Origin of the sequence: Rhizobium sp. Root149, from assembly GCF_001427345.1 — a bacterium.
Classification (GTDB): Bacteria; Pseudomonadota; Alphaproteobacteria; order Rhizobiales; family Rhizobiaceae; genus Neorhizobium; species Neorhizobium rhizoryzae.
Window position 1 is genome coordinate 335,704 of sequence record NZ_LMGD01000020.1, and the last position, 25,725, is coordinate 361,428.

General features: G+C 57.5%; 27 protein-coding genes. 14 read left to right on the forward strand and 13 right to left on the reverse strand.

Translation table 11 applies throughout. The features are described from left to right. Positions 1-53: 53 nt before the first annotated feature. Both ubiB and ubiE read right to left on the reverse strand, forming a co-directional pair. Positions 54-1,628, reverse strand: coding sequence for a 2-polyprenylphenol 6-hydroxylase (gene ubiB / locus ASD54_RS13755; protein ID WP_062555165.1), 1,575 nt, complete (start codon positions 1,626-1,628; stop codon positions 54-56). A gap of 39 nt (positions 1,629-1,667) precedes the next feature. Continuing rightward, entirely contained in the window at positions 1,668-2,444 is a 777-nt protein-coding gene (ubiE, locus tag ASD54_RS13760; RefSeq protein ID WP_062555166.1) for a bifunctional demethylmenaquinone methyltransferase/2-methoxy-6-polyprenyl-1,4-benzoquinol methylase UbiE, read from the reverse strand. A 142-nt stretch (positions 2,445-2,586) separates the two neighbouring features. Between ubiE and mutM the strand changes: the two genes are divergently transcribed. The 4 genes from mutM (at position 2,587) to ASD54_RS13780 (ending at position 6,990) form a co-directional block, all read left to right on the forward strand. Then, positions 2,587-3,477 (forward strand): bifunctional DNA-formamidopyrimidine glycosylase/DNA-(apurinic or apyrimidinic site) lyase, encoded by an 891-nt coding sequence (gene mutM, locus ASD54_RS13765; RefSeq protein ID WP_062555167.1) that lies wholly within the window; start codon positions 2,587-2,589, stop codon positions 3,475-3,477. Positions 3,478-3,685: 208 nt separating this feature from the next. Then, positions 3,686-3,952 carry a 30S ribosomal protein S20 gene (gene rpsT / locus ASD54_RS13770; protein ID WP_062555168.1) on the forward strand — a complete coding sequence of 89 codons (267 nt, stop codon included), beginning with the start codon at positions 3,686-3,688 and terminating at the stop codon, positions 3,950-3,952. Positions 3,953-4,777: 825 nt separating this feature from the next. Next, positions 4,778-6,358 carry a chromosomal replication initiator protein DnaA gene (gene dnaA / locus ASD54_RS13775; protein WP_062555169.1) on the forward strand — a complete coding sequence of 527 codons (1,581 nt, stop codon included), beginning with the start codon at positions 4,778-4,780 and terminating at the stop codon, positions 6,356-6,358. Further along, entirely contained in the window at positions 6,358-6,990 is a 633-nt protein-coding gene (locus ASD54_RS13780; protein WP_244484756.1) for a class I SAM-dependent methyltransferase, read from the forward strand. Before dnaA ends, ASD54_RS13780 begins: the two co-directional genes overlap by 1 nt. Here the strand turns inward: ASD54_RS13780 and ASD54_RS13785 are convergent. Genes ASD54_RS13785 through rph form a run of 4 tightly spaced genes read right to left on the reverse strand, consistent with a single transcriptional unit; the run spans position 6,987 to position 10,318 of the window. Further along, positions 6,987-7,727: a class I SAM-dependent methyltransferase gene (locus ASD54_RS13785; RefSeq protein WP_062555170.1), complete on the reverse strand. Its 741-nt coding sequence runs from the start codon at positions 7,725-7,727 to the stop codon at positions 6,987-6,989. The genes ASD54_RS13780 and ASD54_RS13785 overlap by 4 nt on opposite strands. Positions 7,728-7,759: 32 nt before the next feature. Next, on the reverse strand, positions 7,760-8,938 hold the full coding sequence (gene hemW, locus ASD54_RS13790; protein WP_062555171.1) for a radical SAM family heme chaperone HemW: 1,179 nt from the start codon (positions 8,936-8,938) through the stop codon (positions 7,760-7,762). 4 nt (positions 8,939-8,942) lie between these two features. Further along, on the reverse strand, positions 8,943-9,587 hold the full coding sequence (gene rdgB / locus ASD54_RS13795; protein WP_062555172.1) for an RdgB/HAM1 family non-canonical purine NTP pyrophosphatase: 645 nt from the start codon (positions 9,585-9,587) through the stop codon (positions 8,943-8,945). A gap of 14 nt (positions 9,588-9,601) precedes the next feature. Then, a complete protein-coding gene (gene rph / locus ASD54_RS13800; RefSeq protein WP_062555173.1) occupies positions 9,602-10,318 on the reverse strand; it encodes a ribonuclease PH in 717 nt (238 codons plus the stop codon). A 176-nt stretch (positions 10,319-10,494) separates the two neighbouring features. On the opposite strand from rph, the gene hrcA reads away from it, so the two are divergent. Together hrcA and grpE are read left to right on the forward strand one after the other, a co-directional pair. Further along, positions 10,495-11,589, forward strand: a complete 1,095-nt coding sequence (gene hrcA / locus ASD54_RS13805) for a heat-inducible transcriptional repressor HrcA (RefSeq protein ID WP_062555174.1) — start codon at positions 10,495-10,497, stop codon at positions 11,587-11,589. 91 nt (positions 11,590-11,680) lie between these two features. Further along, on the forward strand, positions 11,681-12,319 hold the full coding sequence (gene grpE, locus ASD54_RS13810) for a nucleotide exchange factor GrpE (RefSeq protein WP_062555175.1): 639 nt from the start codon (positions 11,681-11,683) through the stop codon (positions 12,317-12,319). Positions 12,320-12,401: 82 nt separating this feature from the next. Here the strand turns inward: grpE and ptsN are convergent, their stop codons facing one another. The 6 genes from ptsN to lptC form a co-directional block, all read right to left on the reverse strand. Beyond that, positions 12,402-12,863: a PTS IIA-like nitrogen regulatory protein PtsN gene (ptsN, locus tag ASD54_RS13815; protein ID WP_062555473.1), complete on the reverse strand. Its 462-nt coding sequence runs from the start codon at positions 12,861-12,863 to the stop codon at positions 12,402-12,404. 59 nt (positions 12,864-12,922) lie between these two features. Further along, positions 12,923-13,495, reverse strand: coding sequence for a ribosome-associated translation inhibitor RaiA (gene raiA / locus ASD54_RS13820; protein ID WP_062555176.1), 573 nt, complete (start codon positions 13,493-13,495; stop codon positions 12,923-12,925). 301 nt (positions 13,496-13,796) lie between these two features. Continuing rightward, on the reverse strand, positions 13,797-15,350 hold the full coding sequence (rpoN, locus tag ASD54_RS13825) for an RNA polymerase factor sigma-54 (RefSeq protein WP_062555177.1): 1,554 nt from the start codon (positions 15,348-15,350) through the stop codon (positions 13,797-13,799). Positions 15,351-15,502: 152 nt separating this feature from the next. Further along, complete coding sequence (gene lptB, locus ASD54_RS13830; RefSeq protein ID WP_062555178.1) at positions 15,503-16,294, reverse strand: LPS export ABC transporter ATP-binding protein; 792 nt, start codon at positions 16,292-16,294, stop codon at positions 15,503-15,505. A 16-nt stretch (positions 16,295-16,310) separates the two neighbouring features. Next, positions 16,311-16,889 (reverse strand): LptA/OstA family protein, encoded by a 579-nt coding sequence (locus ASD54_RS13835; RefSeq protein ID WP_062555179.1) that lies wholly within the window; start codon positions 16,887-16,889, stop codon positions 16,311-16,313. Next, positions 16,886-17,569, reverse strand: coding sequence for an LPS export ABC transporter periplasmic protein LptC (gene lptC, locus ASD54_RS13840; protein WP_062555180.1), 684 nt, complete (start codon positions 17,567-17,569; stop codon positions 16,886-16,888). The genes ASD54_RS13835 and lptC overlap by 4 nt, the downstream gene beginning before the upstream one ends. A 193-nt stretch (positions 17,570-17,762) precedes the next feature. On the opposite strand from lptC, the gene sppA reads away from it, so the two are divergent. The 3 genes from sppA (at position 17,763) to ASD54_RS13855 (ending at position 19,552) form a co-directional block, all read left to right on the forward strand. Then, the gene (gene sppA / locus ASD54_RS13845; RefSeq protein ID WP_062555181.1) at positions 17,763-18,707 is read left to right on the forward strand and encodes a signal peptide peptidase SppA; all 945 of its coding nucleotides are present in this window, start codon (positions 17,763-17,765) and stop codon (positions 18,705-18,707) included. Positions 18,708-18,734: 27 nt separating this feature from the next. Beyond that, positions 18,735-19,040, forward strand: a complete 306-nt coding sequence (locus ASD54_RS13850) for an integration host factor subunit beta (RefSeq protein WP_062555182.1) — start codon at positions 18,735-18,737, stop codon at positions 19,038-19,040. 167 nt (positions 19,041-19,207) lie between these two features. Next, the gene (locus ASD54_RS13855) at positions 19,208-19,552 is read left to right on the forward strand and encodes a hypothetical protein (RefSeq protein ID WP_062555183.1); all 345 of its coding nucleotides are present in this window, start codon (positions 19,208-19,210) and stop codon (positions 19,550-19,552) included. 4 nt (positions 19,553-19,556) lie between these two features. Here the strand turns inward: ASD54_RS13855 and ASD54_RS13860 are convergent, their stop codons facing one another. Further along, entirely contained in the window at positions 19,557-20,015 is a 459-nt protein-coding gene (locus ASD54_RS13860) for a carbon monoxide dehydrogenase subunit G (RefSeq protein WP_062555184.1), read from the reverse strand. A gap of 218 nt (positions 20,016-20,233) precedes the next feature. Between ASD54_RS13860 and ASD54_RS13865 the strand changes: the two genes are divergently transcribed. The 5 genes from ASD54_RS13865 to ASD54_RS13885 all read left to right on the forward strand — a co-directional run bounded on the left by ASD54_RS13865 (position 20,234) and on the right by ASD54_RS13885 (position 25,697). Beyond that, on the forward strand, positions 20,234-21,283 hold the full coding sequence (locus tag ASD54_RS13865; RefSeq protein WP_082547229.1) for a class I SAM-dependent methyltransferase: 1,050 nt from the start codon (positions 20,234-20,236) through the stop codon (positions 21,281-21,283). Next, positions 21,280-22,137, forward strand: a complete 858-nt coding sequence (locus tag ASD54_RS13870) for an RNA methyltransferase (protein ID WP_062555186.1) — start codon at positions 21,280-21,282, stop codon at positions 22,135-22,137. Before ASD54_RS13865 ends, ASD54_RS13870 begins: the two co-directional genes overlap by 4 nt. Next, entirely contained in the window at positions 22,134-22,634 is a 501-nt protein-coding gene (lspA, locus tag ASD54_RS13875; protein ID WP_062555187.1) for a signal peptidase II, read from the forward strand. The genes ASD54_RS13870 and lspA overlap by 4 nt, the downstream gene beginning before the upstream one ends. Positions 22,635-22,694: 60 nt before the next feature. After that, complete coding sequence (locus ASD54_RS13880) at positions 22,695-24,692, forward strand: ATP-binding protein (RefSeq protein WP_062555188.1); 1,998 nt, start codon at positions 22,695-22,697, stop codon at positions 24,690-24,692. Positions 24,693-24,869: 177 nt separating this feature from the next. Further along, positions 24,870-25,697: a GNAT family N-acetyltransferase gene (locus ASD54_RS13885; RefSeq protein WP_244484763.1), complete on the forward strand. Its 828-nt coding sequence runs from the start codon at positions 24,870-24,872 to the stop codon at positions 25,695-25,697. Positions 25,698-25,725: the final 28 nt, after the last annotated feature.

A 25,725-nucleotide genomic window follows, 5' to 3' on the forward strand; every position in this document is an offset into this window, starting at 1 on the left:
CTTTTCTTGGTCCTGACCCTAGCTCTCTTGCCTGCACGAGAGAAGAGGGCGGTTTAGCTCAGTTGAATGGCGATATAGATCAGTGAGGCAGCAATGACCCAGAGCGCAATCCGTCCCCATCGGCTGTGCTTTGCCTCGGATTTGCCGATCGCTTCTGCTGTCTGGTCGTCGAAGCGCACGCCATGTTCCGTCATATGCAGCAATTGCTGATGAAACTTCTCGGTCTTGGCAGCGATCTCGGGCGCTGCTTCCGCAAGCTTCATCGCGGCTTTCAGTCCGTCCTTCAGATCCGTGACCACCCGCTTTGGACCCAGATTGTCGCGGATCCAGTCTCCCACAACAGGTTCTGCTGCACGCCACATGTTGAAACGCGGATCCAGCATACGCGACACGCCTTCGACAACCACCATGGTCTTCTGAAGCAGGATCAATTCGGGCCGTGTCTGCATTTCGAAGAGATCGGTTACCTCGAACAGAAGGGCCAGAAGGCGGGCCATGGAAATCGTTTCCGCAGGCTGGCCGTGAATGGGCTCGCCGATGGCGCGGATGGCCTGTGCAAAGCTCGCGACATCATGATGGGACGGCACATAGCCAGCTTCGAAATGCACTTCCGCCACCCGCATATAGTCGCGCGTGATGAAGCCATAGAGGATCTCCGCCAGGAAACGGCGCTCCTTTTTGCCGAGACGCCCGACAATGCCCATGTCGACGGCGACAATCGTGCCTGCAGGATCGACGAACAGGTTGCCGGGATGCATGTCGGCATGGAAGAAGCCGTCGCGCAGCGTGTGGCGCAGGAACGACTGAATCAGCGTTTCAGCCAACTTCTCCAGATCATGGCCCGCCTCTCGCAGACCGTCGATGTTCGACATCTTGACGCCATCGATCCATTCCATGGTGATGACGTCGCGCCCGGTCCGCTCCCAGTCGACCTGCGGTACCCGGAAGCCCGGATCGTTCTTTGTATTTTCGCCGATTTCGGAAAGGGCCGCCGCCTCCAGCCGCAAATCCATTTCCAGTTTCGTCGTCTGCTCCAGCGTCCGCGTCACTTCCACCGGCTTCAGACGCCGTGTGGATGGCAGGAAGCGCTCTTGCATCCGGGAGATCAGGTACATGCTTTCGATGTCGTGGGCGAAGCGCTGGCGCACACCAGGACGCACCACCTTCACCGCCACCTTGCGCTCACCCTCGGCATAGGCAACACGCGCTGGATGAACCTGTGCGATGGAGGCTGCAGCAAGTGGCTCCTCGAAACGCGTATAAAGTTCGGTCACCGGTCTGCCAAGCGAGGCTTCGATGGCGCTCTTTGCCGTCGCGGTCGGAAAGAAGGCCATGCGGTCCTGGAGCATGGAAAGATCAAGCGCCCAGTCGACGCCCACCACATCAGGGCGGGTTGCGAGAAACTGGCCGATCTTGACGTAGGACGGACCGAGCCTGTCGACGGCTCGTGTCAATCGAACGCTGCGGCTTTCCTGGATGGAGTTCGGCCGTGTGAAAATCTGCGCGAGCGACTTCACCAGTCCGACAACCGGTGGCAGACCCTGGGTCGGGAGTGCCGCCACCACGCCTTCCCGCACGAGAACCCAGCCCACGCGCGCAAGCCGGAAATAAGCGCCGATCGTGCTCATGCTCCGGTCCCCGCAGCAATCCTTGCCAACTTCATGCGATTACAGTTTCCAGCCAGAGTGAAGAGCCGCAATGCCGCCCGTATAATTGGTGTAGGTCACGCGGGAGAAGCCAGCAGTCCGGATCATCCGGGCAAAGTCCTCCTGATTGGGAAACTTGCGGATCGATTCCACCAGATACTGGTAAGGTTCCGCATCGCCCGTGATCATCTTGCCGAACTGGGGAATAGCCCTAAAAGACCACTCGTCATAAAAGCGGTCGAGCAGAGGCATCTCGACCTCGGAGAACTCCAGCACCAGGAGACGGCCGCCCCGCTTCAGCACGCGATAGGCCTCGCTCAGCGCCACGTCGATGCGCGGAACGTTGCGAATACCGAAGGCGATCGTATACGCGTCGAAGCTGTTACTCTCGAAGGGAAGTTCTTCCGCATTGGCCTCGACAAACGTCAAATTGTTGGAAAGCTTGCGGCTGGCAGCGCGTTCTGCGCCGACTTCCAGCATCGAGCCGTTGATGTCCAGAACGGTAGCATGGGCGAGACGGTTGGAGGCCTCCACGATGCGGAAGGCAATGTCTCCGGTGCCGCCTGCGACATCCAGAACCTTGTAGGATGGATCCTTGCGCGGGTTGAGCGCGGCCACCATCGCATTCTTCCAGACACGATGCATGCCGGCCGACATGACATCGTTCATGATGTCGTAGCGTTTTGCGACCTTGTGAAAAACCTCGTTCACCAGCCCCTGTTTTTCGCCTTCCGCAACGCTGCGAAAACCGTAGGAGGTTTCCATTCCGCCGTCTGCCGTGACACGGTTCTCAGCCATGGTTGTTCATCTCCGTTTCAAACTTGGCCGGACCATAGCGAAGTTGGATCGGCTATACTATCTCTGTTGAGGCCGCTTGCGGCACTTTGGCGCTGGTCTATAGAGCAAGGGCAGCACCGTTGAAACAGGAAGTAAGGTACGCATGCCCGAATTGCCAGAGGTGGAAACGGTGCGCCGCGGATTGGCGCCGGTGATGGAAAACATGACGGTGCTTGCGCTCGAAACCCGCCGCGCTGATCTACGCTTCCCCTTTCCGGAGGATTTTTCCGCCCGCGTGTCCGGTCGGCGGATTGTCGGGCTTGGGCGTCGGGCCAAATATCTGCTGATAGATCTCGACGATGGCATGACCATTATAGCCCATCTCGGGATGTCGGGTTCCTTCCGCATCGAACAAGGCGGCTCGAGCGATCTTCCGGGTGAGTTTCATCACGCGCGATCCAAGGATGGCAAGCATGATCATGTCGTCTTTCACCTCGACAGTGGCGATACGGCATGCCGTGTCATCTATAACGATCCGCGCCGCTTCGGCTTCATGCATCTGTGGCCGCGAGCTGAACTTGATCTCTATCCGGCCTTTGCCGGAATGGGGCCAGAGCCGACCGGGAATCTCCTGGATGCGGATCTGCTTGCGAAAAGGTTCGAAGGGCGTTCACAACCCTTGAAAAGCCTATTGCTCGATCAGACCGTCATTGCGGGCCTCGGCAATATCTATGTCTGTGAGGCGCTCTGGCGTGCCGCGCTTTCGCCTCTGCGAAGAGGCGCGACGCTCGTGACCGTGACGGGCAAGGCCCGGCCACCTCTGCAACTGCTGACGCAATCCATTCGCGACGTGATTGCCGATGCCATCGCGGCGGGAGGGTCTAGCCTGCGAGACCATATTCAGACGGACGGCTCCCTGGGCTACTTCCAGCATAGTTTTGCGGTCTACGATCAGGAAGGACAGCCCTGTCGGCGAGAGGGTTGCAGCGGAACGATTGAACGCGTCGTACAGTCCGGCCGTTCAACCTTCTTCTGCGCAACGTGCCAGAAGTGACTCGCAAGACTCGAGGTTTGCGTGCTTTTCGCAAAAATTCCTGCGAAATTGCGCGTTGACGGCGGGCTGCATTCCAGCTATTAGACCGCCCACAGTTGGGAAAGCCTTCGACGGCTTCCTCTATTGCTCCCAAATTGCTGGATGACAGGTCAGGTAGACCCGGCGCGGCGACGGCGGAGTTTTGGTTCGAATTCGAAGAGAGGCAGAGATGGCCAATACCACTTCGGCGAAGAAGGCGACCCGCAAGATCGCACGCCGCACAGACATCAACAAGGCGCGTCGTTCGCGCGTTCGTACCTTCATCCGTAAGGTTGAAGAAGCCATCGCTTCGGGCGATGCAGCAGCAGCAGCAGAAGCTCTGCGCGCAGCACAGCCGGAAATCCAGCGCGCTGCCACGAAGGGTGTTGTTCACCGCAACACGGCCTCCCGCAAGGTGTCGCGTCTGGCGGCTCGCGTGAAGGCAATCTCCGCCTAATTACCGTCACAAACGGTTGTCATTTTTGAAGCCCGGTCATCGACCGGGCTTTTCGTGATTCTGACCTGTAAGAACTTGGGTCATAGGGCGGTAAAGAGCTGCATGACACCTCAGTGACAGAAATAATTGTTTATTTTCAATTATTTATCGGAGGATCCTGTCAAGGCTGTCGCAGTCGGTCGGGGAAATTCGAGAGTCTGTGAGTCAAGCGATTTTTTATTTTTTTGCCCTTTCTCGCCATCTTTCTCTATGTCATTTTCGAATCCCATTGATTCGTTTGAGATTCTCCCCGAAAGCCTCTTCTCCGAGTCAAATTAGGCGCTCTGAGTCAACGCGCCTGGCTTAATTTTATGTAAAATTCGTCGTTGATTCCCCCCCCATGATCCTGCCTTAATGGGTCCCAGCAAGAGGCACGGGGAACCCTCCAGAAAATCGACGCAGAGAATTCGGCTTGACCGAGGTCTCCAGATTTTCGTCTCTTGTCCGGACCGCGACTGCAGTTCGGTTCTTCAAAAAGTTTGAGCGTATTCATCGGTGCCTCATGGGCTCCGCGGTCTATCGTTCGTGCCGAATGGGGCGTTGCATTCGGATAGAAGTGTGGGTCTGGTTTCATCGACGAGGGTGAGATCGGGCTTCCTGGGGCGCACGGGGGCGCGCCAGCAGCCGGATAGCCGGCGTCGTGCGAGGGGTCGCGCGGCACATGCAACCAAGGCGGATGTTGCCGGTTCTGGCGAGGAGAACCGAATGCAGAGGCCGAACAAGAATTTGTCCTGGCGGGTGGCTTTGGCACCTTCCGGCAGGAAACACATGAGAAGGCGGCAAGGAATGCATATGAACACCGTATCGACCCGGACTTTGGAGAGTGGCAACCAGGTGTCCGAGGCGTTCGAAAGCGTTCAGTCCCAGGCGGCAGGGGAAAAATCTGAAATGAAGCATGATGCTCTGTTCGAACGGTTCAGTGCCCGTTTGAAGGCGCAGGTCGGCCCTGACGTGTATGCAAGCTGGTTTGGTCGCCTGAAACTGCACTCTATCTCCAAGAGCGTCGTTCGTCTCAGCGTGCCGACGACCTTTCTCAAATCCTGGATCAATAACCGCTATCTGGATCTTATTACCTCGATCTTCCAGGCCGAGGATTCTGAGATCCTGAAGGTTGAGATCCTGGTGCGCACAGCCAGCCGTGCAGTTCGTCCGTCAGGCGAAGAGCGTGCAGCAGCGCCGGAAACTGCCGTTGCAGCACCGCAGCGCCGTTCCAGCGGTCCGCGCGAAATCGGCCAGATCGCGGCCTTTCCGACGCAGTCCCAGCCAGCACAACAGGCTGCAGCGCCATCTGCTCGCACCGCTTCTGCGAGCCCGCTGTTTGGCTCGCCGCTCGACAGCCGTTACACCTTCGACACCTTCGTCGAGGGTCCGTCGAACCGGGTGGCACTGGCCGCTGCCCGCACGATTGCGGAAGCCGGTGCAAGTGCCGTACGGTTCAATCCGCTGTTCATCCATTCCGGTGTGGGCCTTGGCAAGACGCATCTGCTGCAGGCCATTGCCAATGCGGCGGTCGGCTCATCGCGTATGCCGCGTGTCGTCTATCTGACTGCTGAATATTTCATGTGGCGTTTTGCAACGGCCATTCGCGACAACGACGCGCTGACCCTGAAGGAGTCGCTGCGCAACATCGACCTTCTCATCATCGATGACATGCAGTTCCTGCAGGGCAAGATGATCCAGAACGAGTTCTGTCACCTTCTGAACATGCTTCTGGACAGCGCAAAGCAGGTGGTTGTCGCCGCTGACCGTGCACCGTGGGAGCTGGAATCGCTTGATCCTCGCGTCCGTTCGCGCCTCCAGGGTGGCGTTGCCATCGAGATGGAAACGCCGGACTATGAAATGCGCTTTGAGATGCTGAAGCGCCGTCTGGAAATGGCGCGTCAAGATGATCAGGCGCTCGATATCCCGGACGAGATCCTCAGTCACGTCGCGCGCAATGTTGCCAATTCGGGCCGTGAACTTGAAGGTGCGTTCAACCAGTTGATCTTCCGGCGCTCGTTTGAACCGGAGCTATCCATCGGGCGTGTCGATGAGCTTCTGGCGCATCTCGTCGGTGCGGGCGAGGCCAAGCGGGTTCGCATTGAGGACATTCAGCGGATCGTAGCGCGCCACTACAACGTCTCGCGCCAGGAGCTTGTGTCGAACCGCCGTACGCGTGTCATCGTCAAACCGCGCCAGATCGCCATGTATCTGTCGAAAACGCTGACGCCACGGTCATTCCCGGAAATCGGTCGCCGCTTTGGCGGGCGCGATCATACGACCGTTCTCCACGCTGTGCGCAAGATCGAGGAGCTGATTTCTGGTGATACCAAGCTCAGCCACGAGGTCGAACTGCTCAAGCGTCTGATCAACGAAAACAACGCCTGATGAAACGCGGTGGCATGGGTTGTGATGCTGATGCCACCCGATCCTTCTACAGTCGTCGTGCGGCAAGCTATGCCGCAGACACAGGTGATTATTCTGTTTCGGAACATCTGACGCGCTTCAGCGCTCTCCTGGCGCAAGATGCGCGGGTGCTCGAGCTTGGTTGCGGCAGCGGCCGCGATAGCGCCTGGATGCTATCGAAAGGTTTTGAGGTTCACCCAACCGATGGGATTGCCGAGATGGCGGAGCAGGCCTCGGCTCGTCTCGGAATTCCCGTTGCTGTCCTCCCTTTCGCTCAGATCAGCGCGCTCGATAGCTATGATGGCGTCTGGGCGAATGCCTGCCTTCTCCATGTCCCGCGGCATGACCTGGCTGATATCCTCCAGCGTATCCAGCGTGCACTGAAGCCGAACGGTATCTTCTACGCCAGCTACAAGGCTGGTCGGGGAGAGGGCTTTGATGGGCTTGGGCGCTACTACAACTATCCTGATCAGGATTGGCTGCGCTTGAACTATGGTCGCGGCTGGTCTTCGCTGGAGATCCTAGCGCAACAGGGTGGCGGCTATGATGGCCTGCCAACGCCCTGGCTCCATGTTTTTGCCCGGAAAGCCGATGGCGGCGAACAGGTCGTTTAGATCCGCCGCGCGTGAACGATGATTTCGGAGCTCGAGTTCGGATCGAAGGGCGTCTTGTCCCACCATCCATAGACCTGCGTGATCGAAAATCCAGCCTGAGCAAGCAGATCTGTGATGGTATCGAGGGAAGGAAAGCGCAGCGTACTGCTGCTCACCAATCGGTCGCCGTCTGCCATGGTGTAGACCGCGTCGAAGGTTACCTGATCGCCCTGGACGTCGCGGTACTGGTAGAAGACTTCCACAGTGCCTTGCCCCAGGATATGTCGGCGCGTTTTTGTCTTTTCCTGCGTCCAGGTTTCCCATTCACATCGAGATGGATTGCGGCTTTCAAAAACAAGCCTTGCATCTGGCTCAAGATGTCGAGCGATGTTCCTGAGCGCCTTCAGCGTATCGTCATCAGTCAAAAACACCTGAAAGACATGCGCTGTCATGATCGCGAGTTGGAAGCGCTCCCGGAGATCGAATTCTGCTGCGGCAGCCTGCACCCATTGCACCCGCGCCTCGCTATCCTTCGCCTTGGCAATGGAAAGCATGCCGGGGGCGGGATCGACACCTGTTACCTGATGACCATCGGCGGCAAGCGGCAGGGTCAAGAGCCCCGTACCGCAGCCAATATCCAGAATGCGGCAGGGTGAAGAGGCGAGGGAGAGATAATAGGCCCGATCTTTGCCATGAGCGTTGAAATGATCATAAAGGGCGGCCATGTCACTACGCGCAAACTGATCATCGACGGGCATGTGATCCTCCTGTCAGTGAATGGTTTGCTGTTTCAGCAAGCCAGATCCGCCACCACCGCGTCGAGGATCAGCATCCCGGCTGGCGTGCACCGTAGCCTGGAATTTCCAAGGCGCTCTATAAACCCGTGTTCCAGTAAAAACTGCTCGCGCGCCGGATTTGGGAAGCGACCGGACAATTGCTGCCAGCGGGCAAGGTCCACGCCCTCGCGAAGGCGCAAGCCCATCAGCAGAAGTTCGTCGGCCTGTTCCTCGCGCTCGAGGATCTCGTGCTCCACCATGCCATGACCATTGGCTTCCACCTGCTCAAGCCAGCGTTCGGGCATCCGTTCGGTCGCGGTCGCGATCTTTGTGCGGTCGCGGCTGATGCGCCCATGCGCGCCTGGACCAATCCCGGCATAATCGCCATAGCGCCAATAGGTCAGGTTGTGTCGGCTCTCGGCACCTGGCTTTGCGTGGTTTGAAACCTCATAGGCAGGCATACCCATGCCTTCGGTGATGGATTGCGTTGCCTCATAGAGTGCCGCAGATTGATCGCCATCCGGTACGATCAGTTTGCCAGCCTTGTGCAGCCCATAGAAGGCAGTGCCCTCTTCAATGGTCAGTTGATAGAGGGAAAGGTGATCCACGGCGTAGGATACGGCCTCGTTGAGCTCTCTTTCCCATTCCTCGACAGTCTGGTTCGGCCGTGCATAGATGAGGTCGAAGCTCATGCGCGGAAAAATCTCGCGCGCCAGACGTATGGCTTTCAGCGCATCCGCCACATCGTGCAGGCGCCCGAGGAACTTCAGGTCGCGATCATTGAGCGCCTGCACGCCGAGAGACACACGATTGACACCCGCCGAACGGTAGCCGCGGAAACGCTCCGCCTCCACGCTCGATGGATTGGCCTCCATTGTTACTTCTATGCCGGCTGGCGTATGCCAGCGGGCAGCGATGCCATCCAGAATGGCTTCAACGGTGGCGGGATCCATCAACGAGGGCGTGCCGCCCCCCAGAAAAATGCTGGTCACGGTTCGCGGGCCTGTCAGGCTTCGCATCGTGTCCATTTCCTTCAGGAATGCTTGTGTAAACCGCTGCTGATCAACAGGCGTGTGACGCACATGGCTGTTGAAGTCGCAATAAGGGCATTTGGCTGCGCAGAACGGCCAATGGACATAAAGACCAAAGCCCGGTTCGCCGGTATCAGGCAGGAGAGGGGCGTCGGTCAGCAAAGGCTTATACGTCCAGGCAGGTTTCGACAAAAATCTTGAAGGCGCGGGCGCGGTGCGACAGGGCCTGCGCATCACCGGGCTTCCAGCCGTGTTTCTCTTCTGCGCTCATTTCGCCGAAGGTGGTGGAATAGCCGGAAGGCTGAAAGATCGGATCGTAGCCAAAGCCCTGCGTGCCGCGTGGAGCAGGCGCAATCACGCCTTCCACTTCGCCACGGAAAAGTTCTGTATGTCCATCCGGCCATGCAAGGCACAAAACGCTGACGAACCGGGCGGTACGCTGTTGCTCGGTCGCAGCGCCACGCTCCTGCAGCGCATCCTCCACCTTGCGCATGGCCATGGAGAAATCCCGCGTTCCGTCGGCGGTCTCCGCCCAGTTGGCAGTATAAACGCCCGGCGCTCCGTCCAGAGCGTCGATCACCAGACCGGAATCGTCAGAGAGCGCAGGCAATCCGGCAGCCTTTGCAGAGGCCAAAGCCTTGATCGTCGCATTCTCTTCAAACGTCGTCCCGGTTTCATCCGGCTCGATGAAATTGAGTTCCGCTGCTGACTTTGCGGCAAAGCCGAAAGGGCCGATCAGATCCGCAATCTCGCGGATCTTTCCGGCATTGTGGCTGGCAACGACAATGGTGCGGGTGTCGAGTTTACGCATCGGTCTGACCTCGCTCAGGCAATGGCCTGCTTCTGAAGCGCAACCAGTTCGGCAGTGCCCGCAGCGGCAAGATCGAGCAGACCCAGCAGTTCGTCGCGCGTAAACGGCTTGCCTTCAGCTGTGCCTTGCACCTCTACAATTCCACCGGAACCGGTCATGACGAAGTTCGCATCGGTCTCGGCAGCCGAATCCTCGAGATAGTCCAGGTCGATGACCGATTGTCCGGCGAAGATGCCGCAGGAGATCGCTGCAACGTGGTCCTTGAGGACGCGCTCCAGCTTGATCATGTTGCGAGCCTCCATCCACTTCAGGCAGTCGTGCAGCGCAATCCAGCCGCCGGTGATGGCTGCGGTGCGGGTGCCGCCATCAGCCTGGATGACATCGCAATCCACCGTGATCTGCTTTTCGCCGAGCGCTTCCAGATCGATCACGGCCCGCAGAGAGCGGCCGATCAGCCGCTGGATTTCCTGGGTACGTCCACCCTGCTTTCCGGCGGCCGCCTCACGTTTCATGCGGTCGCCGGTGGCACGGGGCAGCATTCCATATTCAGCCGTTACCCAGCCCTTGCCGGAGTTACGAAGCCACGGTGGTGTCTTTTCTTCAAGGCTTGCGGTGCACAGAACATGCGTATCGCCAAACTTCACGAGGCATGAGCCTTCGGCATGCTTGGACACATTGCGTTCAAAGCTGACCTTGCGCATCTGGTCGGTTTTTCTGCCTGAGGGCCGCATCGTTCTCTCCTGAAGTTCTTAAGACGCCTCTTAGAACCCCAGACGAGGCTTTGCAAAGGAAAACCCATGGAAGATTAGCATTGTTGCGGTCAATGGCTGTCAAAAACTCTTTGGCGAACGCTGGATCCGCATTATATTCGCTGCAGGATAGTCAATAGCCAGGTGAAATGCGACAGATGGATCTTCAGCCAACGCGGGGCAGGGACACCACATCGGTGCTTGACGAGCGATCGCGCGAGATCTTCCGGCGTATCGTCGAAAGCTATCTGGAAACGGGCGAGCCGCTCGGCTCGCGCAATCTCGCGCGCCTTTTGCCAATCTCCCTCTCTCCGGCCTCCGTCCGCAACGTGATGAGCGACCTCGAGGAACTGGGGCTTATCTACGCGCCACACATCAGTGCCGGTCGCTTGCCGACGCAGATCGGCCTTCGCTTCTTCGTTGATGCTTTCATGCAGGTCGGCGATCTTTCCGTGGAAGACCGCGCCAGCATCGAGCGCCAGATCCGTGCGAGTGACCGTGATCAGCCGATGGAAAATCTGATGACGGAAGCATCTCTGATGCTGTCCGGTGTTTCCCGCGGCGCAGGCATTGTGATCACGGCGAAAAGCGACCCTGTGTTGAAACATGTCGAGTTCATCCGGCTTGAACCGACAAAGGCGCTGGCCATTCTGGTGGGTGATCATAACCAGGTTGAAAATCGTATCATCGATCTGCCTGCCGGTGTGACGTCATCGCAGTTGACGGAAGCTGCCAATTTTCTTAACGCACATCTGAGCGGCCAGACCCTACCGGAACTGCGCGGTCAGCTTCGAACCCTGAAGCAGCGCGTCCAGACGGAACTCGATACTTTGTCCCGCGATCTGGTGGAAAGAGGTCTTGCTGTCTGGGCAGGTGACAACGAGGAAGGAAAGCCCTCGCGCCTCATCGTGCGTGGCCGCGCCAATCTTCTGGAGGGCCTTGCCGGCGCAGAGGATCTGGATCGCCTCCGTATGCTTTTTGATGATCTCGAGAAGAAGGACAGTCTTCTGGAGATCCTGGATCTGGCAGAAAGCGGTCCCGGTGTCCGCATCTTCATCGGCTCGGAAAACAAGCTTTTCTCCCTCTCCGGTTCCTCGCTGGTGGTTGCTCCCTACCGCGACGAAGAGGATCGCATCGTTGGTGCTGTCGGCGTGATTGGCCCGACCCGGCTGAACTATTCGCGCATCGTGCCAATGGTGGATTACACGGCGCAACTGTTGACACGGCTCAGCCGAAACCCCCGCGCGCAGTAAATCCGTCCCGATATGTGCAGAAGCCTTGATTTTTCGGGCTCGAACCTCGATATCGGGCTCACTTTCAGACAAACCTTTGATGGAGTACGTCATGACCGACGAGACGAAGAAACCCGGACCTGACGCGGAAGAAAATCAGGACGCTGCTGCTGCTGCCGCTGCTTCAGCCTTTGCGGAAAATGGTTCGGAAGCTCCTGGTGAGCAGCAGCCAGACCCTTTGGAAGCGCTTCGGGCGGAGAATAACGAGATCCGCGACCGTTTCCTGCGCCTCGCAGCAGAGATGGACAATCTTCGCCGCCGCACAGAGCGCGATGTGAAGGACGCCAAGTCCTACGCCGTAACCGCCTTCGCGCGTGACATGCTGGCCGTGTCTGACAATCTGCGACGGGCGCTCGACTCAATCCCTGCCGAAACGCGAGAAGCGGGTGATGCTGGCCTCAAGGCCTTGATCGAAGGCGTCGATATGACAGAGCGCGCAATGCTATCGGCACTTGAGCGCCACGGTGTACGCAAGATCGATGCCGAAGGTCAGAAATTCGATCCGAATTTCCATCAGGCCATGTTTGAGGTTCCGAATCCTGCTGTTCCCAACAATACGGTCGTGCAGGTCGTCCAGGCGGGTTACGTCATTGGCGAGCGCGTTCTTCGTCCCGCCATGGTCGGTGTTGCGAAAGGTGGCCCGAAGGTTGAAGCATCCGCCGCTGCCGAGGCAACCGCCGATAAGGCGTAATCAACGCCGGTATTTCTGATCAAGAAAAAAGGTCCGCTTCGAAAGAGGCGGACCTTTTTGCTTTCAAGGCGATGGAAGTGAATCAGGCGGCGTTCGCCTGTTCCTGATTCAGAAACGCATAGATGGCGGACGCTGAATCGGTGGCGCGCAGCTTTGCCACAAGATCGTGATCTCTCAGCACCCGGGCAATGCGCGAGAGTGCCTTGAGGTGGTCAGCTCCAGCGCCTTCGGGTGCCAGAAGAAGGAAAACCAGATCGACCGGTTCATCATCCAGCGCTTCGAAATCCACCGGGGTTTCAAGCCGGGCAAATAATCCCGTGATTGCCCCAATACTGCCAAGCTTGCCGTGCGGAATGGCGATGCCGTGGCCGACACCGGTCGAGCCAAGTCGCTCACGCTGCAGGATGACATCGAATATCTCGCGCTCTGGAAGTCCCGTCAGCTTTGCAGCCTTGACGGCGAGTTCCTGGAGAAGCTGTTTCTTGGAATTGACCTTGAGCGCAGGAATAATTGCATCTTGCTGCAGCAGATCTGCCAACGCCATTCTTTCCATCCTTCTGCCCCCGCCGGGGGGTATGGGAGTGCCGAAGCACTCCCTTCAGGCTATCCTTTGATACTGGCGGCGTCGATCCAGCCAATATTGCCGTCGTTGCGGCGGTACACAATGTTCAACTGTTTTCCAGGGTTCCTGAAAAACAGAACGGGTTCGTCTGTCATGTCGAGCGCCATGACGGCGCTTGCGACGGTCATTGTCTTCAGAGGCTTGGAGCTTTCTGCCACGATCGTGGGAGCAAAGTCATCCGGAACCTCGTCCTCCTCTTCCGACACCGCGTCCATCACCGTGTAGGCGATTTCTGCATAGCCGTTCTGGGTTGCCCCAGCATGGTGGTCGCGAAGCTTGCGCTTGTAGCGGCGCAGGCGCTTTTCAATCCGTTCCGATGCTGCATCGAAGCTAACCTGCGGATCGTTGGCTTCACCTGTGGCATGGAGCACGATGCCGGTGTCCAGGTGCACCTTGCAGTCCGAGGTATATCGGGATCCGGATTTCTCCACGATCACCTGACCCGAATATCCTCCGTCGAAGTATTTTGTAACCGCCTCCCCGATATGGCCCTCGATCCGCTGTCTGAACGAATCGCCGATTTCCATATGCTTTCCGGATACACGCACACTCATGGAATTCCTTCCTTCTTGTCGTGACTTGCACATGGCAGTCTACGCCAAGCGGCTCCCTCATCCAAGCGTCTCTGCTGATACTTCGCCGATTTGATAACGATAGGCCTGATCGACCGTTAAATGCGGCTCCCGCCGTCCTTTCTCATTCGTGCGGCGGGCTTCTAGCCGTCGATTTCAGGAAAGTCAACGGCGCTATGTGAGCAAGAAATGCTTTAAGCCAAGGTTCATCTTGGCTGTGATTCGCGTCTGGTGAACTGATTCGCTCAGGTTTACCCGAGCCTGAGAATGGGGCACGTCCAGCTCAACAGGCGGCAATCTTGGCGAGAGCCCGCTTCTCGCGCCGTCGTTGAACGGAGCTCGGAATGTTCATGGATTCCCGATATTTGGCAACGGTTCTTCGTGCCAGCTCGACGCCTGATTTTTTCAGGATGGCGACGATATCGTCATCGGACAGGACTGCTTCCGGAGCCTCCTGCGCGATCATCTGGCGAATGCGATGACGCACGGCTTCAGCGGAATGATTGTCTCCACCTTCAGCCGAGTTGATGGAAACTGTGAAAAAATATTTGAGCTCGAAAAGCCCGCGCGGGGTCAGCATGTATTTATTCGATGTGACCCGGCTGACTGTTGACTCATGCATTTTGATGGCTTCGGCCACGGTCTTCAGGTTCAGCGGACGAAGATGATCGACCCCGTGGAGCAAGAATGCGTCCTGCTGACGGACGATTTCGGAGGCCACTTTCATGATCGTCTTGGCGCGCTGGTCCAGGCTGCGTGTGAGCCAGTTTGCATTCTGAAGGCATTCGGACAGGAAATTCGCGTCCTCACCCGGTCTGGACGCCTTCTTGGAAATCGACTGAAAATAGGTCTGGTTGACGAGCACCCTCGGCAAAGTATCTGGGTTCAGTTCGACAAGCCAGCTTCCGTCAGTCCCGGCACGCACCACCACATCGGGGAGGATAGCCTCGTAGCCGCCATTTTCGAAGCTGCTTCCCGGACGCGGGTTGAGCGCGCGGATCTCTGCCAGCATGTCGATGAGATCCTCGTCATCCACCCCGCAGATGCGCCGGAGCGACGCAAAATCCCGCTTGGCCAGAAGTTCAAGATTTCCCAGAAGTGCCTGCATAGCCGGATCCAGCCGATCCTTCTGAGCCAGCTGGATGGAGAGACATTCGGTGAGCGAGCGTGCATAAACTCCCGGTGGATCGAGGAATTGCAAGGACTTCAGGATGGCATCGACCTGCGCTGGCGTCGTGCCAAGGCGCTCTGCGACCTCTGACGTATCGCCCTGCAGATAGCCATTCTCATCGAGAAGGTCTGTCAAGTGCTGCGCGATGAGCCGGTCTCTTTCCTGATGCAGCAGAAAGGGGATTTGCTGGGAGAGATGGTCTCGCAGGGAAACAGTGCCTGCAACAAAATCCTCCAGATCATATCCCTCGCCAGCCTCACCGCCGGGCATGGACTTCCATTGCCCCATCAGTTCAGGTGCATCCGGCCGACGCTCGGCTACATCATCAGGAAATACATTTTCGAAATTCGCGTCGAGGCGCTCGTTGAGCTGTCCATGATCGTTCGAACCGGAATCGAACCAGTCCGCATCTCCATCGCTGGAGGTGGAGTGCCCGCTATCTTCGTTGGCACTTGTCTCTGGTGCCTCGAAACTCTCGAAGCTGTCATTGCTTGCTTCTCCATCAGATGGAGAGAATTCGAGCAGGGGATTCTTTTCGACTTCCTGCGCAATGAAATGGTTGAGCTCAAGGTGTGTCATCTGAAGCAGCTGGATGGACTGCATCAGTTGCGGTGTCATGACCAGAGATTGAGCTTGGCGCAGCAACAGGCTGGTAGATAAAGCCATAACGGACGCTGAACTCCCTACAAAACCTCTCCGATCACCCAATTGCATGGAAATTGGGAGACGATGAGACCAACTGGCCCAAAAATTGCTTTTTTAGGAGGTTTGGTCAAGCATGGACGAGGCTTGAGGTAAAGATTCTCGTCAGCTTGCTGTCAGAGATGGAATTTGTCGCCAAGATAAAGGCGTCGAACATCCGCATTGTTGACGATATCGTCCGCCCGTCCATGCGTCAAAACTTCACCGGCATGGATAATGTAGGCCCGGTCGATGAGACCCAGCGTTTCACGGACATTGTGGTCCGTGATCAAAACGCCGATACCACGCGCCGTCAGGTGCCGCACAAGATTCTGGATATCGGACACGGAAATCGGATCAACGCCGGCAAACGGTTCGTCCAGCAGCATGAAAGCCGGGTCTGTTGCCAGTGCACGGGCAATTTCAAGGCGCCGTCTCTCGCCACCAGAGAGTGCCACAGCCGGAGCCTTCCGCAATCGGCTGATGTGGAATTCCTCCAGCAGTTCGTCGAGCTTGCGCTCGCGCTTCTGCCGGTCGCGCTCGTGCACTTCAAGCACGGCGCGGATGTTTTCCTCGACTGTCAATCCGCGAAAGATCGATGCTTCCTGCGGCAGGTAGCCAACGCCCAAGCGAGCCCGGCGATACATTGGCATGCGGGTGACATCATTGCCGTTGATGGCGATCATGCCCTCGTCGACGCCGACGAGCCCGGTGATCATGTAGAAGCAGGTCGTCTTGCCCGCGCCATTCGGACCAAGAAGCCCGACCGCCTCACCACGTCGTACAATCAGTGAAACGCCGTTCACGACACGTCGCGTGTCATAGGTCTTCGACAGGCTATGCGCGATCAGCGTGCCTTCGTAGCGAACCTTGTCCTTCGGGTCAAAACCCTCGGACGCAGGCGCCTTGGAGCGGGAAAAGAGAGACATGGAGTAGGGGTGCGCCTTACTGTTGCGGCTTGGATTTGGGATCGAGAAGGATCTGGATCCGCTTGCCACAGTTATCGAGCTTGGCCTCACCGGAATCGACGCGCACCACGAGCTTGCACCCGGTCAACACGTTCGGGCCGTCCGTTAGCACAACCTGCTTGCCCGTAAGGGTCAGCATTTGTGAAGCCATGTCGTACTCGCCCTGATCGCCGGTTGCCGTCTGCTGGCCGGAGTTCAGTACAACTTTTCCGTCGATAAAGATCTTGTCGATATCCTGCTTGCCGGATGCGGCGCCTGAGCCACCCGAAGAGCCGCCCGCAGGATCACCTTTGTACTGGACGACCATTTTCATGGCCTTCATCGTCGTCGTGCCCTGCACGACTTCGACATTGCCGGTGAAATAGGCCTTCTTCTCATTGTCCTTGATTTCAAGCTGATCACTCTGGATCTGGATCGGCTTGTCATTGGACAGCTTCATGCCGTCCATCTGCTTGGAGGTGGACTGCGCTGAAGCAGTGCCGGTCAGGCCCGCAAGCGCGATGCCAGCGATCAGCCAGGAGGTAAGACGAAGAGAAGATGAACGGCAAGGTGTCATTGGGCCGGGCTCTGGTTGTCTTGTTGCTTGAGAGCGGAGCCCGTCAGGTTAACCTGGACCTGCCCCGTGAACGTGATTGTCTTGCCGTTATCCGATATCTTCATCGACTTCGCAACAATGGCGGCGTCGTTTGTTTTGATATTGACCGGGTCGGTCGATTCCATGAAGCCGCCGGGAATATCGAGCCGCGCTGATTGGAAATTCGCAGTGATGCCGTTGCTGAGGTTCACCTCGAAGGGAGCCGTCATATTCATCCGATCGGCCGAGCGATCGAAGACGCCAGCGGTCGCAACAACGCGCGCGATAACGTCGCCGCTCATCGGCATTGCCGCCTTCACGTTCTCCAGTGACAACATGTTCGGGTCGGTCACATCCTGAAGCGCTCTGGTGGCGGTCAAGGAATAGCTGATGCCCCTTTCGTTACGACCGGCGATCGCGGGGCTTTCCATGACGATCTTGCCGTTTTCGATGCGCGCGCTCTGAACGGTGAGATTCTCCGGCAGGTAGGACCGGATGAACGTGATTCCAATGAAGAGGGCGGAAATCGCCAGCGCAGCAACCGGCAGCAGGACACGCAGCCGCTTCACGCGACGCGAATGGGCCAAGGCAGCCTGGTAGGCGCCAGTGGCTGCTCCGTCGTTACGGGGAGCTTCGGGATTTGATGCAAGCTTTTGCAGCATGGAAACCTTTTGATACCGTGTCAGTCGGAGGTCGTACTCTGACGTACCGTCGGACCCACCACATCGTCTCCCAATATGGCTTTTATCCATCAAGAAACAATAACGTTCGACACAAATTCGTGTATTGAAGAATCTTATTCCGGCGAGGATGGCAAATAAGTCATCTACAGACGCCTTAATGAAGGGAACTCTAATGGATCAGTCGGCGATCGCGGACCGTCGTCAACTTCGACGCAAGCTTACTTTCTGGCGGATCGCTGCGGCTTTGCTGCTGGTAGCTATCGGTTTCTCGCTCTACAGCGTTGTTGGCGGAGAGGGATCGGCACGGCCGCATGTGGCGCGGGTCGAGATCGACGGTATGATCACCGATGATGACGAACTGATCGAAAGGCTCGAAACGATCCGCAAGAACGCCCAGGTCAAGGCCCTGGTTGTGTCAATCTCTTCACCTGGCGGCACCACTTTCGGCGGTGAACGGATCTTCAAGGCCATTCGTGCCGTCGCGGCCGAAAAGCCGGTTGTTTCCGACGTTCGTACCCTGGCCGCCTCGGCGGGCTACATGATCGCGTCCGCAGGCGATACCATCGTCGCGGGCGAGAGCTCCATTACCGGTTCGATCGGTGTCATCTTCCAGTATCCGCAGATCCAGAATCTTCTCGAAAAGCTTGGTGTGTCTCTTGAAGAGATCAAGTCTGCTCCCATGAAGGCTGAGCCATCGCCATTCCACGCTCCGCCGGAGGAGGCAAAGGCGATGATCAGAAGCATGATCATGGATAGCTATGACTGGTTCGTGGATCTGGTGGCAGACCGACGCAAGCTTCCAAGGGAGGAAGTTCTCAAGCTCGCCAACGGTGCCATCTTCACAGGGCGGCAGGCCTTGAAAGTAAAGCTCGTCGATACGCTTGGCGGCACCCCGGAAATTCGTGCCTACCTCGCCACGCGTGGCGTCTCCAAGGATCTGCCGATCATCGAATGGAAAGAGCGCAAGGAGGCCGGTTATCTGGGGCTCGGTGCTTTTGTGCCCTATATCGCGGCAGCCCTGGGCTTCGACCCGGATCTATCAAAAGCCCACAGCCTTCTCGGATCCAAGTTGTTCCTTGACGGTCTTGTTTCCGTTTGGCAGGTTGGCAAGGATTGAAAATTCAGAATATTTCAGGGGGAAGTCGTGATTAAATCCGAACTGGTGCAGATTGTTGCGGCCCGCAATCCGCATCTCTACCACCGTGATGTCGAGAATATCGTCAATGCCGTTCTGGATGAAATCACCGACGCCCTTGCCGCCGGAAACCGCGTCGAGCTTCGCGGCTTTGGTGCATTCTCCGTCAAGAATCGTCCGGCTCGCTCCGGACGCAACCCCCGCACCGGCGATACGGTTTTCGTAGAAGAAAAATGGGTGCCGTTTTTCAAGACTGGCAAAGAGCTGCGCGAACGCCTGAATCCTGATCTGGTGGACGAAGAAGACGAAGACTGAGTTGCCCCTGTCAGGGTTGGCCTGTCTTGAAACCAACCTTTTGAACACTAATCTCTGGTCTTGAAGAGGCGGTAGAGTTCGAACCGTCTCAACCCTCCTCGAGCAGGGTGTGAATTCACGTCATCAGGCAACAGCCCTGAGTCCAGGCACGTTATCGGGAGCATGTCATGAACCGAGTCCGCAAGATCGTCAGCCTCGTGATTTTTGTGCCGCTGGCCATCATGCTGATCGTGCTCTGCGTCGCCAATCGCGAGCCGGTAAGGCTGGCGCTGAACCCATTTCAGCCTTCCGACACGGTTCTCTCCGTGACCGGTCCGCTCTTTCTCATGCTCTTTCTGGCTTTGCTGGTAGGCATGTTGATCGGCGCTGTCGGTACATGGTTTGCACAAGGCAAGTACCGCAAGCAGGCCCGGCTGGAGGCGCGCGCCGCCATCGCCAGGGAAAAGCAGACAGGTTCTGCACCTGCGAAACCTTCAACAAACGCTGTCGCTTTGCCGGGCTCCAGAATGTAAGCAGTTACAGACTGGTTTCCGCAGGTGTCGTCAACACCGCGTTGAAGTCTGCAAAGAATTGCTGCGCCAGTTTCTGGGATGTCGACCCGATCAGGCGCGATCCCAGTTGAGCAAGCTTGCCGCCGACCTGTGCATCTGCCTTGTAGCGAAGGATCGTATCCGCACCGTCCTCTTCCAGCACAACATCGGCATGGCCTTTGGCAAACCCGGCGATTCCACCTTTGCCTTCACCGGAAATACGATAGCTCTCGGGCGCGTTGATGTCGGATAGCGTGACCTCGCCGTTGAAGCTGGCGGAAACAGGGCCAATCTTCAGTTTCACCGTCGCCGCCAGTTCGGTTGGTGATTTTTGCTCCAGGGTTTGGCAGCCGGGAATACACTGGCGGAGAATATCCGGATTGTTGAGAGCAGCCCACACAACGTCACGCGGTGCGGCAATACGTTCTTCTCCACTGATCTCCATCCGACCCTCCCAAGCCAGCATTCGACAAACTCATACTAGCTTGCTTTGTCGCAGAAGGGAAAGCGCTTTGCCAAGAGCAATGCCGATGCTATTTGCTGCGGAAACAGTTTGATCACAGCGGAAGACCTCTCTTGAACAAGAAACCGCAGCGGCCGGATCGGTCCACGCAAAAAAATACACAAGATCGCGGGCAAAAGCGAAGCCCGGGCGGGAAGCCTGTGGCCGCAGGATCGCTGGCACCGAAGTCGGCGAGGGCTGATCATCCGCAACGAAAGCCTCCGCGGGACAATGTGAAACCAGAAGGTGTTGCCGCTCCGGTGGCCGAAACGCGTCCGCTCATCAAGCGCAAAGGCGAATTGCCGCGGGAGCGCGTGCCGGTCATTCTGGAATCGACCGGGGCAGGCGATTTTTACCTCATCGATAGTGGAGCGAGCCTCAAGCTGGAACAATATGGCCCTTACCGGATCGTTCGACCGGAAGCGCAGGCGCTTTGGCAGCCTGGCCTGTCCGAGAGCGTGTGGGAGAATGTCGACGCCATCTTTACCGGGGATACCGACGAAGACGGCATGGGACGCTGGCGATTTCCAAAGGCGGCCCTTGGTGAAACATGGCCTATGTCTCTCCTGGATGTCGATTTTCTCGGCCGCTTCACGTCCTTCCGTCACGTCGGGGTCTTTCCGGAACAGATCGTTCACTGGTCCTGGGTCAAGGAGCAGGCGGAGAAGGCCGATCGCCCCATCAAGGTCTTGAACCTTTTCGGTTATACGGGTGTCGCTTCTCTGGTTGCCGCCGCTGCTGGTGCCGAAGTCACGCATGTCGATGCCTCGAAGAAGGCCATCGGATGGGCGCGGGAAAACCAGTCGCTTGCCCGGCTGGAACGTGCGCCGATACGCTGGATCTGCGAGGATGCCATGAAGTTCATTCTTCGTGAGGAGCGTCGCGGTAATCAATATGACATCATCCTCGCCGACCCGCCGAAATTCGGCCGTGGTCCCAATGGCGAGGTCTTTCACCTGTTCGAGCAACTGCCGCTGATGCTGGATGTCTGCCGCGAAATCCTGTCGCCGAAGGCAATCGGACTTGTGCTGACGGCCTATTCGATTCGTGCCAGTTTCTATTCCATCCATGAATTGATGCGCGAAACGATGCGCGGCGCAGGCGGCGCGGTGGAATCAGGCGAGCTTGTCATTCGCGAGGCGGGTCTTAATGGACGAGAACCGGCCCGGGCCTTGTCTACGTCCTTGTTTAGCCGGTGGGTGCGTCAATGAGTGATGAATATCGTAAGCCCGGCGCGCGGCGTGTCGGTCAGGTCAAGGAAGTCACCAGCCTGACCAACCCGATTGTCAAGGATATCAAGGGACTGACCTCCAAAAAGGAGCGCGAAGAAAGCGGTACTTTCCTTGCTGAAGGCCTCAAGCTGATCATTGATGCGGTCGAGCTGGGATGGGAAATCCGCACCCTGGTTTATGCGAAGGCTGCGAAGGGAAAACCGCTAGTCGAACAGGTCGCAGCCAGAACAGTTGCGCGCGGCGGTCTGGTTCTGGAGGTCAGCGAGAAAGTTCTGTCCAGCATTACGCGACGCGACAATCCGCAAATGGTCGTTGGCGTCTTCGAACAGCAGTGGAAAAACCTTGGTCATCTTTCGCTTGAAAAAGGGCAGACCTTTGTTGCGCTTGATCGTGTCCGCGATCCTGGCAATCTGGGGACCATCATTCGCACCGCCGATGCGGCCGGTGCATCTGGCGTAATCCTCGTCGGTGACTGCACGGATCCCTTCTCGCTGGAAACGGTCCGTGCCACGATGGGGTCTGTCTTTGCAATGCCGGTCTATCGCGCAAGTGCGGACGAGTTCGTGGGCTGGGCGAAACAGTCAGGTGGTCAGATCGTGGCCACTCACCTGGCAGGCTCTGTCGACTACCGCACCATCGATTATGCGAAAAAGCCGACAATTCTGTTGATGGGGAACGAGCAGAGCGGTCTTCCGGAACAGTTGGCTAAGGCAGCAGACCGGCTGGCGCGGATACCGCAGGCTGGACGAGCCGACAGTCTCAATCTTGCCGTTGCGACAGCGGTCATGCTGTACGAAGCGCGCCGAAACTTTCTGAGCCTGGAGGCACGATGACCGTAGCGGACCTGAAGCCAACCCTTTTCTCGCGTCCGGCACCGATCTTTGCCTTCATCGTTCTTGCAGTCCTGACAGACCAGATCATAAAGGTGGCCGTTGAAGCCTATCTGCCCTTGCAGCAGGCCGTGCACGTCATTCCTTATCTGGCTCTCTATCGCACCTACAATCTGGGTGTGGCGTTCTCGATGCTGGATCATCTCGATGGGTGGTTCATCGTCACCATGCGGCTTTGCATCGTCGCTTTCGTGATCTGGCTTTGGCGGCGAACACCAAGTGATCGATTTTTCGCCCATACCGGCTTTGCCTTGATCATTGCCGGCGCAATCGGGAACATTCTGGATCGTTTCATTTACGGCCATGTCATCGACTATATTCTGTTCTATACCGAAACATGGTCATTTGCGGTCTTCAATCTCGCAGACAGCTTCATTACAGTAGGGGCCGGTTGCGTGATCCTGGACGAGCTTTTGCATAGTCGCAAAAAGGCGAATTGAGCGGTTCGAGCCTCGTAATCGTAAATCTATCGGAAGTAATCGCGTGATAAGGTGCCGCCAATGCGCAACCTCGCCGACCTTCATGAGAGACTGCGATCGACCTTCAGCCGGGCAAAGCCGGCCGGGGAGGATGGCCTGTTTCTGCAGGTTGGGCAACCGAGCGATCATGATTTCGTAGACGCCGGTCCGCGCGCCTTCTTGGAAAGCCAGGAGCTTCTGTCCTCGCTGGCTGTCGTCCGCAGTATCGACGGTGTGGTGCTTGCAACGAACAGGACGTTCCTGAAGATCCTCGGCACCGAAGCGCCGGAAGATCGTACGCTTGAAGATCTGGGTCTGCCACTGTCCAATCAGCCTCTGACCTCCCCGCGCGACATCGAGATATCCATACAGCACGAAGTGCGTGTTTTAAGCTGGCAGGATGTGCTTGTCCGCGATTCCGTCAGCGGGGAATATCTTGTGTTCGGAACTGCGCGGGATGTGACGGAAGACCGCCGCCTTGAACACGCCCGCGAAGAGGCGCGTCTTCATGCCGAAGAAGCGAGCCGTGCAAAAAATCGGCAACTGGCGACTGTTGTTCACGAATTGCGCACGCCCCTGAATGGCATTCTCGGTATGAGCCATCTGCTCCAGCAGACGGGGCTCACTCCGGAACAGAGAAACTATATCGCTGGCATTTCCCAGGCCGGTTCTGCCCTTGCGCAACTGGTGGACGATCTTCTCGACTTTTCCACGATAGAGGCCGGTCGGTTTCGTTTGAACAGCCGAGCTGAAAATATCCGGCAGCTTCTGGAAAGCGTTGTCGAGATGCTTGCCCCACGCGCGCATCAGAAAGGTATTGAGCTGGGCGCAACCGTCGCCTTCGATGTGCCGAATCTCATGGATTTTGATCCGGCGCGTCTGCGGCAGGTCCTGTTCAATGTCATCGGTAACGCGGTCAAGTTCACGAAGTTCGGCGGCGTTCTCGTCCGTGTCCGCCTGAATGGCCGTGCAATGGTCATCACTGTAGCAGACACTGGCCCCGGCATGTCTGCCGAAGCACGCGAGAGAATTTTTGAGGAATTCGAGCAGGTGGGAACCGCAGCCGAGCGAAGCGGCGGCACCGGTCTCGGCCTGTCCATCTCATCGCGAATTCTGCGCGAATTCGGCGGCCGGTTGTCGGTTGAGAGCGAAGAGGGCGTCGGCACCACGTTCACGATCGAGCTACCCGCCATTTCGGCGGACATGAATTCTGGTGGCAATGATCGTATGTTGCTGCTTCGGTCATCGCACGTGCTACTTCTGGCGCCGGACGGCCCAGCAGCTCAGGCAATCATTTCGACCATAGAGACGCTTGGTGGTCGGTGCCGACATGCGGCATCTGCTGAAGAGGCAGAATGGGCAATCGCCAATCTCACGCGCAAGAACCTCGCCTTTACCGATATGATCGTCGATCATCGCGTGCCGGGTGTTGATCTGCTCGGCCCCGTTGCCCAGAAAATCCGGCGTATCCTTCTCGTTAGTCCGGAGGAACGCAGTAGCCAGCGCTGGGATGCTTACGATGCCTGGCTTATCCGTCCGTTGCGCGAGCAGTCGCTGGTCGATGTCCTTCGCGGCCGCCTTGGCGGCATGGCCGGACGAATGACCGCTGAAGTGGTGCCATCTGCAGAAGGCAAGCGTTTGGAGACCGGACTTTCCGTGCTGCTGGCGGAGGATGACCCGGTGTCCGCGATGATGGTAGGGGCAATCCTGCGCAAGGCAGGCTGCACCGTTCACCATGTCACAGATCTGGAAGGTCTGCGGCAGGCCGCTCTTGCGGACAGGCATACCGACCTCATTATCTCCGATCTGCATATGCCGGGTGGGGATCTTGCCGATGTTCTGCCCCTCATCAGGAAACGAGCATTATCCAATGGCGAATACGCGCCTGTTCTCGTGCTTTCTGGCGAGACGGATCCACTGATCCGTGAGCGCGTGATCGCGAGTGGCGCAAGTTGTGTTTTGCAAAAGCCGATAGACCCGCGGCGACTGCTCGCGGAAATCGATACCGTACTGCGACGTACCGGACGCAAGCCGACCTGAAATTGCCAACAGTCAATGCCACTCTCTGGTGTAGATGCTTCATCATATCTACAATTAGTGATGTCACTTTCCTGTCGCAGAAGGGTGCTTTATGGAGTTCGGGATTTGCTCCAGCTGCTGGAACGGGGAAATATGAGTATCGATCTGCTCAATCGTGAAGTCGCACCTGCAACGGTTATGAAGCCTGCAGCATCGCTGTTGCCTGCCGATGTGTTTGGCCGCATTGGGAGCATGGAAACACGGCTTGCGCGGAATTCTCAGGAAATCCAGGCGGCACAATCTATCCGCTACAGGGTCTTCGTCGAGGAAATGGGCGCAACCCTTTCTCCGGAAGCAATGGATCTCAAGCGTGATTTCGATATCTACGACGATTTTTGCGACCATCTTCTCGTCGTCGATACGGCCCTGACCGGCGAGCCGGAGGAGCAGATCGTTGGCACGTACCGCCTTCTGCGGCAGGAGGTAGCCCTTGCCAATGGCGGGTTCTATTCCGCGAGCGAATATGAGATCGCCCCGCTTCTCGCACGTCACCCGAGCAAGCAATTCATGGAACTTGGTCGCTCTTGCGTTTTGCCGCATTACCGCACCAAGCGTACAGTGGAACTTCTTTGGCAGGGCAATTGGGCCTACGCTCTGCGACACGGCATCCATGCGATGTTCGGCTGCGCATCCTTCCCCGGCACCAGCCCGGAAAGCCATGCATTGGCCCTGTCATTTCTGCATCATTCTGTTGGCGCCAAAGGTGAGTGGGCAGTGTCTGCCCGTGAAGAACTGTTCAACACCATGGATTTGATGCCGCAGGAAGCGATCAACGCCAAGCATGCGCTGATGTCCATGCCGCCCTTGATCAAGGGCTATCTGAGATTGGGTGCCATGGTCGGCAATGGCGCTGTTGTCGATCAGGCCTTCAACACGACGGATGTGCTGATCGTACTGCCGATCGAATCGATCTCCGGCCGCTATATCAATTACTATGGCGCTGACGCTGGCCGCTTCGGCGGCTGAACCATCTCCATTTGAGGTAAAAAGCCCG

What these genes read in the sequence shown, in the direction of transcription:
- ubiE (WP_062555166.1), bottom strand. Translation starts at nt 2,444, where the DNA reads ATGGCTGAGAACCGTGTCACGGCAGACGGCGGAATGGAAACCTCCTAC.
- dnaA (WP_062555169.1), top strand. Translation starts at nt 4,778, where the DNA reads ATGCATATGAACACCGTATCGACCCGGACTTTGGAGAGTGGCAACCAG.
- hrcA (WP_062555174.1), top strand. Translation starts at nt 10,495, where the DNA reads ATGGATCTTCAGCCAACGCGGGGCAGGGACACCACATCGGTGCTTGAC.
- raiA (WP_062555176.1), bottom strand. Translation starts at nt 13,495, where the DNA reads ATGAGTGTGCGTGTATCCGGAAAGCATATGGAAATCGGCGATTCGTTC.
- ASD54_RS13870 (WP_062555186.1), top strand. Translation starts at nt 21,280, where the DNA reads ATGAGTGATGAATATCGTAAGCCCGGCGCGCGGCGTGTCGGTCAGGTC.
- lptB (WP_062555178.1), bottom strand. Translation starts at nt 16,294, where the DNA reads ATGTCTCTCTTTTCCCGCTCCAAGGCGCCTGCGTCCGAGGGTTTTGAC.
- ASD54_RS13835 (WP_062555179.1), bottom strand. Translation starts at nt 16,889, where the DNA reads ATGACACCTTGCCGTTCATCTTCTCTTCGTCTTACCTCCTGGCTGATC.
- ptsN (WP_062555473.1), bottom strand. Translation starts at nt 12,863, where the DNA reads ATGGCGTTGGCAGATCTGCTGCAGCAAGATGCAATTATTCCTGCGCTC.
- ASD54_RS13885 (WP_244484763.1), top strand. Translation starts at nt 24,870, where the DNA reads ATGAAGCCTGCAGCATCGCTGTTGCCTGCCGATGTGTTTGGCCGCATT.
- rdgB (WP_062555172.1), bottom strand. Translation starts at nt 9,587, where the DNA reads ATGCGTAAACTCGACACCCGCACCATTGTCGTTGCCAGCCACAATGCC.
- rpoN (WP_062555177.1), bottom strand. Translation starts at nt 15,350, where the DNA reads ATGGCTTTATCTACCAGCCTGTTGCTGCGCCAAGCTCAATCTCTGGTC.
- rpsT (WP_062555168.1), top strand. Translation starts at nt 3,686, where the DNA reads ATGGCCAATACCACTTCGGCGAAGAAGGCGACCCGCAAGATCGCACGC.
- ASD54_RS13785 (WP_062555170.1), bottom strand. Translation starts at nt 7,727, where the DNA reads ATGCCCGTCGATGATCAGTTTGCGCGTAGTGACATGGCCGCCCTTTAT.
- grpE (WP_062555175.1), top strand. Translation starts at nt 11,681, where the DNA reads ATGACCGACGAGACGAAGAAACCCGGACCTGACGCGGAAGAAAATCAG.
- ASD54_RS13855 (WP_062555183.1), top strand. Translation starts at nt 19,208, where the DNA reads ATGAACCGAGTCCGCAAGATCGTCAGCCTCGTGATTTTTGTGCCGCTG.
- lptC (WP_062555180.1), bottom strand. Translation starts at nt 17,569, where the DNA reads ATGCTGCAAAAGCTTGCATCAAATCCCGAAGCTCCCCGTAACGACGGA.
- ASD54_RS13780 (WP_244484756.1), top strand. Translation starts at nt 6,358, where the DNA reads ATGAAACGCGGTGGCATGGGTTGTGATGCTGATGCCACCCGATCCTTC.
- sppA (WP_062555181.1), top strand. Translation starts at nt 17,763, where the DNA reads ATGGATCAGTCGGCGATCGCGGACCGTCGTCAACTTCGACGCAAGCTT.
- lspA (WP_062555187.1), top strand. Translation starts at nt 22,134, where the DNA reads ATGACCGTAGCGGACCTGAAGCCAACCCTTTTCTCGCGTCCGGCACCG.
- mutM (WP_062555167.1), top strand. Translation starts at nt 2,587, where the DNA reads ATGCCCGAATTGCCAGAGGTGGAAACGGTGCGCCGCGGATTGGCGCCG.
- rph (WP_062555173.1), bottom strand. Translation starts at nt 10,318, where the DNA reads ATGCGGCCCTCAGGCAGAAAAACCGACCAGATGCGCAAGGTCAGCTTT.
- ASD54_RS13880 (WP_062555188.1), top strand. Translation starts at nt 22,695, where the DNA reads ATGCGCAACCTCGCCGACCTTCATGAGAGACTGCGATCGACCTTCAGC.
- ubiB (WP_062555165.1), bottom strand. Translation starts at nt 1,628, where the DNA reads ATGAGCACGATCGGCGCTTATTTCCGGCTTGCGCGCGTGGGCTGGGTT.
- ASD54_RS13860 (WP_062555184.1), bottom strand. Translation starts at nt 20,015, where the DNA reads ATGGAGATCAGTGGAGAAGAACGTATTGCCGCACCGCGTGACGTTGTG.